The 13,129-nt window shown below is 73.5% G+C and carries 17 protein-coding genes; 10 read left to right on the plus strand and 7 right to left on the minus strand.

Translation table 11 applies throughout. From position 1 onward, the window contains the following. Positions 1-266: 266 nt before the first annotated feature. The gene (locus ACZ6TB_RS13610; protein WP_465554041.1) at positions 267-749 is read left to right on the plus strand and encodes a DUF4188 domain-containing protein; all 483 of its coding nucleotides are present in this window, start codon (positions 267-269) and stop codon (positions 747-749) included. Between the two features lie 18 nt (positions 750-767). Here the strand turns inward: ACZ6TB_RS13610 and ACZ6TB_RS13615 are convergent, their stop codons facing one another. From ACZ6TB_RS13615 to ACZ6TB_RS13625, 3 genes are all read right to left on the minus strand, one after another. Next, positions 768-1,730 (minus strand): hypothetical protein, encoded by a 963-nt coding sequence (locus tag ACZ6TB_RS13615; RefSeq protein ID WP_465554043.1) that lies wholly within the window; start codon positions 1,728-1,730, stop codon positions 768-770. 104 nt (positions 1,731-1,834) lie between these two features. After that, positions 1,835-2,200 (minus strand): PadR family transcriptional regulator, encoded by a 366-nt coding sequence (locus ACZ6TB_RS13620; protein ID WP_465554045.1) that lies wholly within the window; start codon positions 2,198-2,200, stop codon positions 1,835-1,837. A 399-nt stretch (positions 2,201-2,599) separates the two neighbouring features. Continuing rightward, complete coding sequence (locus ACZ6TB_RS13625; protein ID WP_465554615.1) at positions 2,600-3,265, minus strand: hypothetical protein; 666 nt, start codon at positions 3,263-3,265, stop codon at positions 2,600-2,602. Positions 3,266-3,372: 107 nt separating this feature from the next. Between ACZ6TB_RS13625 and ACZ6TB_RS13630 the strand changes: the two genes are divergently transcribed. The 6 genes from ACZ6TB_RS13630 to ACZ6TB_RS13655 are packed head-to-tail and all read left to right on the plus strand — an operon-like array spanning position 3,373 to position 8,228. Continuing rightward, positions 3,373-3,912: an RNA polymerase sigma factor gene (locus ACZ6TB_RS13630; protein WP_465554047.1), complete on the plus strand. Its 540-nt coding sequence runs from the start codon at positions 3,373-3,375 to the stop codon at positions 3,910-3,912. 19 nt (positions 3,913-3,931) lie between these two features. Then, positions 3,932-4,753, plus strand: a complete 822-nt coding sequence (locus ACZ6TB_RS13635) for an anti-sigma factor family protein (RefSeq protein ID WP_465554049.1) — start codon at positions 3,932-3,934, stop codon at positions 4,751-4,753. Then, entirely contained in the window at positions 4,750-5,598 is an 849-nt protein-coding gene (locus ACZ6TB_RS13640) for an ABC transporter ATP-binding protein (protein WP_465554051.1), read from the plus strand. The genes ACZ6TB_RS13635 and ACZ6TB_RS13640 overlap by 4 nt, the downstream gene beginning before the upstream one ends. Further along, positions 5,595-7,103, plus strand: a complete 1,509-nt coding sequence (locus tag ACZ6TB_RS13645) for a hypothetical protein (RefSeq protein ID WP_465554053.1) — start codon at positions 5,595-5,597, stop codon at positions 7,101-7,103. The genes ACZ6TB_RS13640 and ACZ6TB_RS13645 overlap by 4 nt, the downstream gene beginning before the upstream one ends. Beyond that, entirely contained in the window at positions 7,100-7,711 is a 612-nt protein-coding gene (locus ACZ6TB_RS13650; protein WP_465554054.1) for a hypothetical protein, read from the plus strand. Before ACZ6TB_RS13645 ends, ACZ6TB_RS13650 begins: the two co-directional genes overlap by 4 nt. Positions 7,712-7,721: 10 nt before the next feature. After that, complete coding sequence (locus ACZ6TB_RS13655; RefSeq protein WP_465554056.1) at positions 7,722-8,228, plus strand: GrpB family protein; 507 nt, start codon at positions 7,722-7,724, stop codon at positions 8,226-8,228. Between the two features lie 197 nt (positions 8,229-8,425). On the opposite strand, the gene ACZ6TB_RS13660 is transcribed toward ACZ6TB_RS13655, so the two are convergent. Together ACZ6TB_RS13660 and ACZ6TB_RS13665 are read right to left on the minus strand one after the other, a co-directional pair. After that, complete coding sequence (locus ACZ6TB_RS13660; protein ID WP_465554058.1) at positions 8,426-8,971, minus strand: histidine phosphatase family protein; 546 nt, start codon at positions 8,969-8,971, stop codon at positions 8,426-8,428. A gap of 9 nt (positions 8,972-8,980) precedes the next feature. Further along, positions 8,981-9,109, minus strand: a complete 129-nt coding sequence (locus tag ACZ6TB_RS13665) for a hypothetical protein (RefSeq protein WP_465554060.1) — start codon at positions 9,107-9,109, stop codon at positions 8,981-8,983. On the opposite strand from ACZ6TB_RS13665, the gene ACZ6TB_RS13670 reads away from it, so the two are divergent. Next, on the plus strand, positions 9,102-9,839 hold the full coding sequence (locus ACZ6TB_RS13670; RefSeq protein WP_465554062.1) for an alpha/beta hydrolase: 738 nt from the start codon (positions 9,102-9,104) through the stop codon (positions 9,837-9,839). The two genes, ACZ6TB_RS13665 and ACZ6TB_RS13670, sit on opposite strands and share 8 nt — an antisense overlap. A gap of 3 nt (positions 9,840-9,842) precedes the next feature. Here the strand turns inward: ACZ6TB_RS13670 and ACZ6TB_RS13675 are convergent, their stop codons facing one another. Next, positions 9,843-10,748 carry a proteasome assembly chaperone family protein gene (locus ACZ6TB_RS13675; protein ID WP_465554064.1) on the minus strand — a complete coding sequence of 302 codons (906 nt, stop codon included), beginning with the start codon at positions 10,746-10,748 and terminating at the stop codon, positions 9,843-9,845. 257 nt (positions 10,749-11,005) lie between these two features. Between ACZ6TB_RS13675 and ACZ6TB_RS13680 the strand changes: the two genes are divergently transcribed. Beyond that, positions 11,006-11,569, plus strand: coding sequence for a hypothetical protein (locus ACZ6TB_RS13680; protein ID WP_465554066.1), 564 nt, complete (start codon positions 11,006-11,008; stop codon positions 11,567-11,569). Between the two features lie 65 nt (positions 11,570-11,634). Next, positions 11,635-12,216 carry a hypothetical protein gene (locus tag ACZ6TB_RS13685; RefSeq protein ID WP_465554068.1) on the plus strand — a complete coding sequence of 194 codons (582 nt, stop codon included), beginning with the start codon at positions 11,635-11,637 and terminating at the stop codon, positions 12,214-12,216. On the opposite strand, the gene ACZ6TB_RS13690 is transcribed toward ACZ6TB_RS13685, so the two are convergent. Further along, positions 12,143-13,045, minus strand: a complete 903-nt coding sequence (locus tag ACZ6TB_RS13690; RefSeq protein ID WP_465554070.1) for an NAD-dependent epimerase/dehydratase family protein — start codon at positions 13,043-13,045, stop codon at positions 12,143-12,145. The two genes, ACZ6TB_RS13685 and ACZ6TB_RS13690, sit on opposite strands and share 74 nt — an antisense overlap. Positions 13,046-13,129 lie beyond the last annotated feature (84 nt).

Below are 13,129 nucleotides of genomic sequence, written 5' to 3' on the forward strand. Positions count from 1 at the left end.
CCGCCCCGTGCCTCCCGCCCCGTGCCTCCCGCCCCGCGCGCCGCACCCGCGCCACTCCGCCCTACGCCCTGGCGCCCCACGCCCTGGCGCCCCACGCCCGAGCTTGCGTCCGCGATCCTCGCCCTTCCCCCCGCCCGCGATCCTCGCCCATCCCCGCGCCCCGCGATTCTCACCCGCCGCACCTTGCGATCATCGCCCGCCGAGTGGATAGTGTAACTATCTGAAGCGGATAGTGCTGCTATCCACATTTCTCCGGGGGGCAAGAGATGTCGAAGGTCGTTCCGGGCTACATCACCGCCGAGATCGAGGGCGACTTCGTGGTCTTCCTGATCGGCATGCGCGTCAACAAGTGGTGGAAGCTGCACAAATGGGTCCCCGTCGCCCGCGCGATGGGGCCGATGCTGCGGGAGCTGATGCGGCGCAAGGAGCTGGGCCTGCTGCACTTCACCACGTGGGTGGGACCGCGCGGCCCGATTCTGGTGCAGTACTGGCGGTCGGTCGAGCAGCTGGAGGACTTCGCCAAGGACGCCCGCCTGCCGCACCGCCCGGCGTGGAAACGCTGGAACAAGGCGGTCGGCGACAGCGGCGACGTCGGCGTCTGGCACGAGACCTACGTCGTCCGCGAGGGCACGTTCGAGGCCCTCTACGGCAACATGCCCACGTTCGGCCTGGCGGCGGCGGGCAAGCCGGCCACGTTGAGCCGCTCCACCCGTACCGCCGCCGGCCGCCGCGCCACGAACGCCGCGTGAGGTTCTCTCGGAGCTGGCCTACCCGGTCGTCGGAATTTCGCCGGCCGCCGGCTCCGAAGGGGCCCGCCGGAGCGTCACCACCCACGCCGCCGCGCCCAGCACCAGGCCCAGGACGGTGAGCTGAAGCAACATCCAGGGCGTCGCGTACGTCCAATAGGGCGTCGCGTTGAGCGCACTGTGCACGGTGTTGACGATGTCGCCGCTCGCCCCCAGCACCCGCATCACGTTCACCCAGAACGCCAGCGCCGGCACCGCCAGCGCCACGATCGACGCGGTCGCGAGCCCGGCCGCGACCCGCCGCCGCCCGCCCGGCAGCGCCCGCACCCGATAGGCCCCCGCCGCCGCGATCAGCCACCCCCCGACGAGCCCGATCACCGCCCCCACGATCACCGCCGGCCGCAACACCCCCGTGTCGTCCGGCCACAGCATGATCGACACAGTCCCGTGCTCGGCCGAGACATATCCGGTGACCCGCATGAGAAGCCCGTCCCGGGTGGCGTCGAACGCACTGCCCCGCAACGGAATCCGCACCATGCCGCCGGAGTCGTCCGACCCGTAGGCGGCACCGCTCCGGTCCTGAATGTCCGCGACCCGCCACCCATCGGCCGCAAGCCGGCCGCGAGCCGCTTCCGGCGACCACCCCGGCGAGTCCATCACGCCCAGCACGGTCTCGGTCGACCAGGGCGAGCCCGACCGATCGAACGAGTAGTCCTTCCCCTCGCCGCCCGCCACCTGCCGCGTGAGCGCCGCCACCCGGTCGTTGCCCGGCAGATCGGTGAAGCTCTGCTCCGCCGCCCACGACCCCGCCGCCGCCCCGAACGCCCCACCGATCACCGTGACCAGCACCGCCGCGACGAGGGCCAGCGGCCGCCGCCCCGGAAGCCGGAACCGCTGCTTGATCCCGCTGACGACCAGATGCCAGGTATCGCTGACCCCCGGCCGGGTCTGCCCGTCGCCGGCCATCTCCATGAGGGTCGTCACAATCTCGACCCCGTGCCCGCGCCGATAACGCCCCGGATAAGCGAGAAGAAGCCGCCGATAGCGCCGCTCAAGCGTCAGATCGCGCCCCGCCCAAGCGACGCCGCTCACGCCGCACCACCCGGCATTGCCACGCCGAAGGAGAGCCCCGGCACGATGCCGCCGTCGCCGCGCCGGCGCAGTTGGCGTTCGGCGGCCGAGGCGTTCCGGCGAAGGCGATCGACCTCGGCCGACAGCGCCCCCGCGCCGCTGTCGGTCAGCCGGTAGTACCGCCGCAACCGCCCATCGACGGCCTCCTCCCGATCGACCTCGATGAGCCCCTGCTCGGAGAGCCGATCGAGCGCGCCATAGAGCGTCCCGGCGCGCAACTTCACCTCGCCGCCGGAGAGCTCGGCGACCGACTGGATCACGCCGTATCCATGCAGCGGCTGATCGGCCAGCGCCGCCAGGATCAGAAATGTAGGTTCCTGCATGCCCGGCACTGTACTGCCTCCGATATATATCGGCAACCGAGCTATGGGCGTAGGTGCGGATGCGGGTCGCGGCGGGAGGGGGCGGGCCCGGGTTGGGTGCGCGGAGAGCGACGCCCGGGGGTGAGGGGCGGTGCGAGACGCCGGCTGGAGGTGTCAGGCGCGGCACAGCGCAGGTGCCCACGAGGTCGCGCGATCGGAACGGAGACCGCGGCGCGGGGCGGATCGCGCGGCAAGGCGAGGTCACGCGGCAAGGCGGTGTTGCGCGGCGCGGGGCCGGGCCGGGCGGAGGCATGCCACGGCCGCTCCGGCTGCCTGGGCGGGCAAGCGCCGGAACGGCCGCGGACCAGGGGTGAAAGGCGGCGCGCCGGCATGGCCCGGCGCGCCGCCCGGGAGGAAGGTCTAGGCCACCGACGTCGACCACATGGCGGTGAAGGCGGCCGCCTCGCCGGTCAGCCAGCTCTCGATGTCGGAGGGCTTCACGCCGGGGTCGATGCGGTGGGTGACGCCCCGGCGGAGGTCGACCAGGACCGGCTCGGCGTTGGGCAGGATCTGGTCCATGTGGCCGGCCATCAGGTGCAGCGTGGCGGTCACGGCCTCGGCGGTCGGCGGGGCCTCGTCGAAGTGCAGGCGGACGGCCTCGCGGCGGCCGTTCTCGTAGCGCAGTCCGAAGTGGGGGTTGATTTTCACGGCCAGCGGACCGACCGAGGCCAGGGCGTCGCGCGTCTGGGCGAGGCTGACCTGCTCGGGGTCGCCCAGCGAGGCGAGATAGGTCAGGGCGCCGGCGCTGACCGCCTCGTACAGCGGCTTCCACCGATCTTTGACGAGATCGGTCACGCCGTTGAGATAGCTCCCGCCGGTGCGGAACGCGATGTCGGCCTTGAGCGCCTTCACCAGCTGGCCGTGCGGGTTGAAGCCGGAACGGCGCTCGCGGGCGCGCCGCAGACCGCCGACGAACGTGGCCTTCGCGGGGCCGGTGCGGGTCACGTAGCGGGTGAAGCCGAGCATGGTCGCGTACGGCGGGATCATGGGCAGAGATTCCGACAAAACAGGCGTGGTCACGATGATCTCCTCGCAGGTCACGGCCCCTTTTAGTACACACATTCTAATCGACGGATACGACATTCCCAAGCCGTCGGGGAACCGGAGAGCAGGTTCGAAACGATGATGTTGTCGTGGACCGGGAATCGAGCGACGCCGAACTGCTGACCGCGACCGCGGCCGGCGACCGGGCGGCGTTCGAGGCCCTCTACCGCCGCTACGGACCGTGGCTGGCGACCCGCCTGCGCTACCGCTGCCCGGACCCGTCGCTGGTGGACGACGTGGTTCAGGAGACGTTCCTGGCGATCTGGCGCGGCACGGCCCGCTACCGGGAACGCGGCGACGTCGCCGGCTGGCTCTGGCAGATCGGGTTCCGCCGGCTGGTCGACGCGATCCGCGGCCAGCGCGCCCGGGACCGGCTGCTGCACGCCCTGGCCGGTCGCCGCGGACGCACCGAGCCGAGCGCCGAGGAGGAGTTGCTGCTCGGCGTCGAGCACGGCGATCTGGCCGGCGCGCTGGCCCGCCTCTCGCCGGAGCTGCGCGCGGTGATGCAGGCGACGGTGCTGGACGGCCTGAGCACGCGGGAGGCCGCCGCCCTGCTGGGCATCCCGGTGGGCACGGTCAAGACCCGGGCCATGCGGGCCCGGCGGCAACTGCGCGGGGATCTGACGTGACAACCCCGGGAGGTGGGCGATGAGCGACTGGCACGTCGCGGAGGACGATCTTCGGGCGTACGCCGATGGCGCCGCCCAGCCGCCGTGGAGGTGGTCGACCGAGGCCCACCTGGCCTCCTGCCCGTCCTGCCGGGACCGGCTCGGCCGCCATGCCGCCGTCGACGAGGCCTGGGCCCGCCTCGACGCCGAGCTCGACGCCCCCCGTCCCGGCCCGGTCGAGGCGCTGCTCGTACGGCTGCGTCTGCCCCCGCACACCGCCCGCCTGCTCGCCTGCACCCCCGCCCTGCGCCGGTCCTGGCTCGCCGCGGTCGGCCTCACCCTCGTCATCGCCATCGCCGCCGCCCACCTGGGCCGGCCCACCTCGGCGCCGATCCCGCTGCTCGCGATCGCCCCACTGCTCCCGCTGATCGGCGTGGCGATCTCGTTCGGCCCGGGCGTCGACCCCAGCCACGAGCTGGCCGTCGTCGCGCCGCTGCACACGTTCCGGCTGCTGTTGCTGCGCTGCGCCGCCGTGCTGTCCGCGACCACCGTGCTGACCGGCCTGGCGAGCCTCGCCCTGCCGGAGTACGGCGCGGTCGTGCTCGGCTGGCTCGCGCCCGCGCTGGCGCTGACCCTGGTCAGCCTGGCGCTCACTCCCCGGCTCGGCCCGATCCGCGCCGCCTTGACCGTCGGCCTCGGCTGGGTCGCCCTGCTGGCGACCACGGTGCACGACCTGACCGGCCGACCGGTCGTCTTCACCGCCCCGGGCCAGATCACCGCCGCCGCCTGCGCCGCCGCCGCGGCGCTCGCCCTGTGGAGGGCACGCGCGGCCTTCGACACGACCACGAGGAGGACGATGTGACGACCGTACGGGCCGAGGGGCTCTCGCTGCGGTTCGGGCGCACGACGGCCCTGGACGACGTGACCTTCGCCCTCGACGACGGCGTCACCGGGCTGCTCGGACCGAACGGCGCCGGCAAGACCACGCTGCTGCGCATCCTGGCCACCGCGATCCACCCCGACGCCGGCCGCCTGCGCATTCTCGGCGAGGACCCGCGCGCCGCCGCCGGCCGGCTGGCGGTCCGCCGGCGGCTCGGCTACCTGCCGCAGAATCCCGGCTTCCACCCGCACTTCACGGCGTTCGAGTTCGTCGACTACATCGCGATCCTCAAGGAGATCGTCACCGGCCGGCACGCCGAGGTGCGCCGGGTGCTGCACGCGGCCGGCCTCGACGACCAGCGCGGCAAGAAGATCAAGGCGCTCTCCGGCGGCATGCGCCAGCGCGTCGGCCTGGCCGCGGCGCTGCTCGGCGACCCCGCGCTGGTCATCCTCGACGAGCCCACCGTCGGCCTCGACCCCGAGCAGCGGTTGCGGTTCCGGGAGTTGGTGGCGCACATCGGCGAGGACCGTACGGTGCTGCTCTCCACGCATCAGACCGAGGACGTCGCCACGGTCTGCCGGCGCGTGATCGTGCTCGACCACGGCCACATCCGGTTCGAGGGCGAGCCGCGGGCGCTGGCCGGGGTGGCCCGGGGCCGGGTGTGGACGAGCGAGGCGCGGGCCGAGGGCGTGCTCGCCGCCTGGCGGACCGGCGACGGCGACTACCGCAACATCGGGGAGCCGCCGCCGGGCGCGCGGCTGGTCGGTCCGACCATCGAGGACGGTTACCTCACGCTGGTCTCGGCGACCCTGGCGGACGCGGCGTGACCGCGGTGCTGGCGCCGGTGCGGCGACTTCCGGCCACCGGGGCCCTGGCCCGGCTGGAGACCGTACGCCTGGTACGCCATCCCGTGACGATGGCGGCGACCCTGCTGCTGGTCGCCACCTGGGTGTCGTCCTGGTTCGCGCTCGGCACCGGCCGCTTCCCGGTCCTGCAGGAGCTCGACCGCGACAGCGCGATCGCCGTGCTGGTGCTGCTCGGCGGCGCCGCCCTGATCGGCGGCAACCTGGCCGTGCTGCGCGCCCACCGCGACGGCACGACCGGCCTGAGCCAGGTGCTCCTGCTGCCGGAGCGGGCGCGTACGGTCGCCCACCTGGTCGCCCCGATCCCGCTGGCCCTGCTCGGCGCCGTCCTGCTCGCCGCCCGGATGGCGGTCCTGGCGATCGCCACACCCGCCGCCGGCCGCCCGAACCCGTTCGAGCTCGCCACCGGCCCCGCCGCCGTCCTGCTGCTCGGCGCCCTCGGTGTCCTGCTGGGCCGCGTGACCCGGTCGGCCGTCGCCGCGCCGCTGGCGTTGCTGGTGCTGCTCGCCGGCCTGGTCGCGCTCCAGCCGCTCACCGGCGGCGGCAAGCTCATGTGGCTGGCGCCGCAGGGCGGGCCGGCCCTCGCGATGCCCGTCCCGGTGTCGCTCCTGGGCCGCCCGGCCGCCGCCCATCTCGCGTACGTGCTGGGGCTTGCCGCCTTGGTCGCCGTTGCCGCCCTGAGAAGTGCGGGTGCCCGCCTGCTCGTGGCCGGCTCGCTGGCGCTGGCCTGCACCCTGGCCGCCGGCGTCGCCCAGCTGACCGCGCCGGGCCGGGAGACCGCCCGGGCCGATGCCATGAACCACCCGTCGCACTACCAGACCTGCCGGTCGCTGAGCGGCGTCCGGTATTGCGCCTACGAGGGGTTCGACCGCTGGATCCCGGCCTGGGACGAGGTCGTGCGGGCCGTCACCGCGCCGGCGCCGACCACCGTGGAGCTGACCGTCCGGCAGCGGTTCGTGTTCGCCGGGCTGACCGGCCAGGGCCGGGGGCCCGGTCCGGGCCGGGGGCCCGGTCAGGTGCTCGACGCCTGGCGGGCGGACGACGCCGAGGCGGTCGGCGTCGGCACCCGGTGGGGCGACCAGACCACCGCGCTCGCGCTGGCCGGCCAGGTCGCCTACCGGTTGGTCACCGGGCGCACCGCCGAGGCACACGTCGAGCGGGGCGCCGAACTGGCCGCCGAGACCGCGTGCGGCGGCCCCGGCGTGCTCGTCGCCTGGCTCGCCGGGCAGGCCGTCACGGGGGCGGCCCTGCACGGCGAGGTCTCGTTCGACCCGAACGAGCTGATCCCCGGCGTCGCGGTGCCCGAGCCCGAGGTGGCGGTGGCGGCCGCCGCCCTGGACCGCCCGCACGACGACATCGCCGCCCGGGTCCGTAGTTCATGGGCGACCCTGACCGCACCGACCACCACCACGGCCCGGGCGGCCCGGATCCTCGGCGTGCCCGCCCCCGCCGCCGAGGGCTGCCGATGACCGCCCGGACCCTGTTCCTGCTGCTGCGGCCCACCGCGCACGCCGTCCGGTGGCGCCCGCTCGCGGCCGGCGCGGTGCTCGGTCTCGCGGTCGTGCTGGTGCCGGCGGCGCTGACCACGCGACTCACCGAGGCCCAGCTGACGACCCTGACCCGCATCGCCGCGATCTGCCTGGCGGTCGGCGCCGCGTTCCTGCTCGACGACCCGGCCACGCGCAGCACGGTCGCGGTGCCGACGCCGCGGCTCGCCCGGAACCTGGTGCGGGTCGCCCTGGCCGTTCCGCCGGTGACCCTGTGGTGGGCCCTCACGATGAGCCGGGCCGGCGATCTGCCCGTCGCCGCCCTGACCCTGGAGACCGCGACCCTGATCGCCGCCGCGCTGGCCCTCTCCGCCGTCGCCCAGCGCCGAACCGCCGACGGCAACACCAGCGTGGTCGCGGCCCCCGCGCTGCTGGTGCTGGCCGGGGTGGCCTGGCTGCTGCCGCACCCGGTGGAACTGGTCCTGCGCCCGGCCGACCCCGGCTGGGCGGCGTCCCACCGCCACTGGGCGGCGGCGTTGGCGATCGCGCTGGTCGCGTTCCTGTGGGGCGGCCACGAGCGCGCCAACTAAAGTCTCGCGGGTGGAACGCCAGGATCCGATCGAGATCATCCCGTACGACGAGAGCTGGCCCGCGGCGTTCGAGCACCAGCGTCCGAGGGTCGCCGCGGCGCTCGGCAGGTGGCTGAGCGGCCCGGTCGAGCACATCGGCAGCACCGCGGTCCCCGGGCTGGCGGCCAAGCCGATCATCGACATGCTCGCGCGGATCCCCGATCACCACGCGGGCGACATCGCCGGGGCCATGGCCGCGATCGGATGGGTGCACGCGCCCGAGCCCGGCGACGACGAGACCCGCAAGTGGTCGTTCTGCTTTCCCGGCATCGCCCGCCGGTCACACCACCTGCACATCTACGAGTCGGGTGACGACCGCTGGCCGCCCCTGCTGTCCTTCCGCGACCACCTGCGCGACCACCCGGCGGACGCCGCCGCGTACGCGCGCGTCAAGCGGGAACTGGCCGCCGCCGACGCCCATGACCGTCCGCGTTACCGGGCCGGCAAGGCGCCGTTCATCGAGAGCCGGTCGCGGTGATTCGCGTGCGGCGGGGCGACGACCTCGACGGCTGTGTCGCCGCTCTGCGGGTCATCACCCGGCGGTACGTGCGCGGGCCGTGGTGCACGTGGACGCAGGCCGTGGAGACGACCTAGCGGCTGGTCAAGCTGATCGAGGCCGGCGCCTTCCCGTTCGACGGGACGAACACCGGCTTCCGGCCCGACCCGGAGTGGCCGCTAACGACCCTCCAGACGGAACTCCCAGCCCTCCGGCCGCCAGGTGAACTCGGCGGCGAGCAGGTCGGCCACGGTCACCGCGGTCGTGGCCAGCACCAAGGCCCGGTACGTCGCCAGGTGGCCGATCAGCATGACCCGGCGGCCGGCCCAGCGGCTCGGCAGGTCGGCCAGCATCCCGCCGACCCGGGCGATCGCCTGCCGGTGACTCTCGCCGCCGGGGTAGGGACTGTCCAGATAGCTCAGCCGGTTGCCCCGCACGTCGGCCGCCGCCGCGCCGTTCAGGGTGCCGAAATCGCACTCGCGCAGCCGCCAGTCGTACAGGATCGGGATCTCGCTCGTGCCGAAGGCGATCTCCGTGGTCTCCACCGATCGGCGCAGGTCGGAGCTGAACACCGCCGCGATGCCGTCCGCCCGCCGGCGCCGGCCCATCTCGGCCGCGTTGGCGCGCCCCAGCGCGGAGAGCCGCCCGGGCAGCCACCCGGTGGCGACGCCCTGCTCGTTGTCCTCGGTCAGCGCGTGGGTCTCGAAGACGATCTCGATCGGCATGGCCCCACGTTATTCGAAGCGCGCCGGGTCGAGCCGGGTCGCGGTGTCCAGGAGGTCCCGCGCGAGCTGGGCCGGCGTGCGGTAGACCGGCGGTGTGCCGAGTTCGGGAGCGATGGACGAGACTGGGCCGATGGCCATGATCCGGGTTAGCTTTTCGTCCGAGACGCTCGAGCTGGACACCGCGCTGACGGTGGTGCTGCCGGAGGAGGGTGACGGGCCGCCGCCGGTGCTCTACCTGCTGCACGGGCTCACCGACGACGACACGGCCTGGACGCGGTTCACGTCGATCGAGCGGTATGCGACCCGGCACCGGCTGGCCGTGGTCATGCCGCAGGTGCACCGCAGTTTCTACGCCAACGAGGCGTCCGGCATGCGGTTCTGGGACTTCCTGTCGAGCGAGCTGCCGGCCACGGTCGAGCGGTTCTTCCGGGTCTCCACGCGGCGGGCGGACACGTACGTCGCCGGACTGTCCATGGGCGGGTACGGGGCGCTGAAGTGGGCGCTGCGGCAGCCCGACAGGTTTGCGGCGGCCGCCAGCTTGTCCGGGGCGCTTGATCTCGCGTACATCCAGGAATTCGATCTGAGGCCGCACATGCGCGCATTGGTCTCGCGAGTGTTCGCGGACCGCAAGGTCGCGGGTGGCGAGGAAGATCTGCTGCACCTGATCAAGAAGGCGGACCCGGCCCGGCTGCCGCGGCTGATGCTGCGCTGCGGCACCGGGGACCACCTGGTCAAGCAGAACGAGCGGTTCGTGGCGGCGTGCGCGAGCGCGGGGGTGGCGCTCGATTCGGGCTTCGGGCCGGGCGAGCATGAGTGGGGCTACTGGGACGCGCAGATCCAAGTAGCCCTCGACTTCATGCTTCTTTGAAAATCAGGAGTCGTCGCGGGTCTGGTCGGCGAGGAAACGCTCGAGCTCGGCGCCCAGCTCGTCGGCCGTCGGCAGCGGGGTGTCGCCCTCGGCCAGCAGGTTGTTCTCGCGGCCGCGCAGGAACGCGTCGTACTGCTGCTCGAGCGACTCGACCAGGCGGGCGGCCTGCTCGTCCTCGGCGATCTGCTTGTCCACGTCGGCGCGGACCAGCTCGGCGGCCTTGCGCAGCTCGCCCGTCGGCAGGGCCAGGCCGGTGCTCGACGAGACCGAGTCGACCAGCAGCTCGGCGGCGGCCGGGAAGGTGGTCTGGGCCAGATAGTGGGGGACGTGCGCCGCGTACCCCATGGCGTTCTTGCCGGCCTCGCCCAGCCGGAACTCCAGCAGGTTGCCGACGCTGGCCGGCACCTGGACGCGCTGCAGCCACGACTCCCGGTCGCCGAGCAGGCTCTGGTCGGTGGCGTGCGCGGTGACGCTGACCGGCCGGGTGTGCGGCACGGCCATCGGGATCGCGTTGAGGCCGACGGTGAGCTTCACGCCGAGCCGCTCGATCAGGCCGGTGACAGCCGCGATGAACCGCTCCCACTGCAGGTCGGGCTCGGGGCCGGCGAGCATGTAGAACTGGGTGCCGAGCTGGTCGCGCAGCAGGTGCAGGGCCAGGCTGGGCTGCTCGTAGCTCTCCCAGTGGTCCTCCACGAAGATCATCGGGGGCCGGCGGGAGCGGTAGTCGAGAAGCTGGTCGAGGTCGAAGGTCGCGACGACGCGGCCCTCCAGGCTGTCCAGCAGATTTTCGCGGAACAGCTGGATCGCGCTGCCCGCGTCGACGAACCCGGTGAGGGCCTGGACGAGAACGGGCTCGTCCAGGGCCGGCAGGTCGTCGACCAGCTCGTAGAGCTCGTGTGGATCGAGCACGTCGAGGACCTCCTGTGCAGAAAAACGGGTAACTCCTGGAAACAACGGCGGCCCGCGGTTCATTCCGGTTCACGATCTTGCCAGAAGCGATCTAGGTCTCAGCCTGGACACAACCGATCTTCACCCCTCGCGTGCACGTGCATGTGCACGCCACAATGAGCGAGGATCCTTCACATCCCCCCAGGAGTGATCTGGTGAACGAAACCGCCATCCCCGTCACCGAAACACTCGCCCCGCCCGGCCCATTGTGGTCGCGCATGAAGTCCGACCCGCAGTACGCCCCCGAGCACCTCGCCCTGGAGGCCGTGCGCCGGCTCGGGCCCGAGGCCGCCCAGTGGGTCGAGCGCTGTCGCACGCAGAACCCCGGCATCACCTGTGACAGCCTCGCCGAGCTCGCCGTCAAGCGGTTCACCACGCTCGCCCGCATCTCCGGTTCCTTGTCGGGCGCGCCCGACCTGCCCGGAACGGTCCTCGACGTCGGCGTCCTGGCCTGGACGCAGTCCCGGATGGTGCTGCACGTCGCCGCCGCGTACGGCCACGACCCGGTGGCTCCCGAGCGCGCGACCGAGCTGCTGGTCCTGCAGCGCGTGCACAAGGCGGTCGAGCCCGCACGGGTGGCGCTCGGCGTCGCGGCCGGGCGCGATCGGGCGAGCCGGCTCTTCACCGAGACCGCGGCGCGGCCTCTCACCGGCGTGATGCTCAAGCTGGCCGTCCGGTTGCGGCACATGGCGGGCGTACGCGCGGCGCGCCGTGCCTGGGTGCACTCGGCGGCGACCCGCGACCTCGCCGTGCGCTCCCGCATCTGGTTCCGCACCGCCTAAGGCCCCGTTTGCTCCGGCCGATCTGATCCCCGAGAAACGCCGGATCGATACGGGGAGGCGGGCCGGTGCGCCGTCGTTGGCTGGGCATGTTGATCCTCGCGCCGCTGGCGCTGGGTGGTTGCGGCAAGGCGGCCGCGGTAGCGACCGCGATCCCGACCCCGAGCGGCTCGCCGTGGGTGGTCACGTCCCAGGGCAGCGCGACGCCGTCGCCGTCCCCGAGCGGCGTGACCGTGACGCCGAGCACGTTCCCCACCGGCTTCCTGCCGCTGCCGTCGGGCGGCACGACCCCCACCCCGGCCCCGACCGGGTCGTCCTGCGTGCCGGACGCCGCGCACGGCATCAACGCCGCCTCGGTGGTTCCCGGCCCGACCAGCGCCGCGGTGACGTTCTACAACCCCGGCGGGCTCTACCTGGTCGAGTACCGGATCACCGCGATCTCCCAGGACGTGCTCGTGGGCGCGCAACGCGACGTCGGCTGGACGGTCCTTACTCCGGGCTCCACCTGCGGTTACCTGACGGCGACCGTGACCGGCCTCGACCCGCTGACCCACTACGTCTTCTCGGTCGACGCCGTCACCACGGTCCTCGGCCGGGACGGGACGCAGGCCTCGACGGTGGCCCGATCGGGCGTGGTCCAGACGACGTGACCGGTCGCCAGCCGGCGCTCCTGGCCTTGGCGATGTCCAGCACCATCCCGTCGGTGACCTGGTCGACGCCGTACCGGGTGAGCGTGCCGCCCGGCAGCCGCGCGATCGCCCGGGCGAGCCCGACCGGCACGTGCCGCACCGGGACGCCGAGCACGGTCTCGATGGTCGCGTCCCGCCGGTAGACCCGGTCGTCGGCGATGTTGTAGGCGCCCGGCGGCCACGTCCGGCTCAGCGCGGCCAGGCAGGCGTCGGCGAGGTTCCCCACGGCGGTCAGGCTCAGCGGCACGTCCGGCCCCGGGAGCCAGGCGCGGCCGCCGCGGACGATTCGCCGCAGGCGCGGCACGAGGTGCGGGTCGCCGTCGCCGTAGACCGCGCGGGGCCGGAGCACGACGGCGCCGGCGGCGAGGGCGATACGCTCACCGGCGGATTTCGTACGGCCGTAAGCGGTCCGTTGCCGGTCGGCCGGGTGATCCTCTCTTACTGCCGCCGGATACGGGCCCGGCCGATAGACGCTGGCGCTGCTGACCCAGACGATCGGCTTGCCCGCCGCCGCCTCGAGGAGCCGCTGGGCGCCGTCCACGTTGACGCCGCGGAAGGCCGCTTCGGTTTTCGCCCCCGGCCGCGGGTCACCGACCGCCGCGGCGAGGTGCACCACCGCGTCCATTCCCGACAAATCGGGAATTTCGGTTTTTGTGGCGTCCCATTCGAGGTGCTGCCCGACCGGACCGGGGCGACGGCCCAGGCAGACGACCTCGTAGTCGTTCGCGGCGGCCAGCCGGGCGACCGCCCCGCCGCAGAAGCCGCCGCCCCCCGTGATCGCGATTCTCATGCGCCGCCCCGGTCGATCAGCGTGCGCCGACCCGGCAGTGCCGAGTCGCGTCTCATGCGCCGGCCCGGGGCGGTCAGCGTGCGC

The organism is Actinoplanes sp. NPDC051537 (assembly GCF_055586105.1).

Coding starts and splice junctions, on each gene's coding strand:
- ACZ6TB_RS13610 (WP_465554041.1), top strand. CDS start 267: ATGTCGAAGGTCGTTCCGGGCTACATCACCGCCGAGATCGAGGGCGAC.
- ACZ6TB_RS13650 (WP_465554054.1), top strand. CDS start 7,100: ATGACCGCCCGGACCCTGTTCCTGCTGCTGCGGCCCACCGCGCACGCC.
- ACZ6TB_RS13620 (WP_465554045.1), bottom strand. CDS start 2,200: ATGCAGGAACCTACATTTCTGATCCTGGCGGCGCTGGCCGATCAGCCG.
- ACZ6TB_RS13660 (WP_465554058.1), bottom strand. CDS start 8,971: ATGCCGATCGAGATCGTCTTCGAGACCCACGCGCTGACCGAGGACAAC.
- ACZ6TB_RS13690 (WP_465554070.1), bottom strand. CDS start 13,045: ATGAGAATCGCGATCACGGGGGGCGGCGGCTTCTGCGGCGGGGCGGTC.
- ACZ6TB_RS13670 (WP_465554062.1), top strand. CDS start 9,102: ATGGCCATGATCCGGGTTAGCTTTTCGTCCGAGACGCTCGAGCTGGAC.
- ACZ6TB_RS13665 (WP_465554060.1), bottom strand. CDS start 9,109: ATGGCCATCGGCCCAGTCTCGTCCATCGCTCCCGAACTCGGCACACCG.
- ACZ6TB_RS13680 (WP_465554066.1), top strand. CDS start 11,006: ATGAAGTCCGACCCGCAGTACGCCCCCGAGCACCTCGCCCTGGAGGCC.
- ACZ6TB_RS13635 (WP_465554049.1), top strand. CDS start 3,932: ATGAGCGACTGGCACGTCGCGGAGGACGATCTTCGGGCGTACGCCGAT.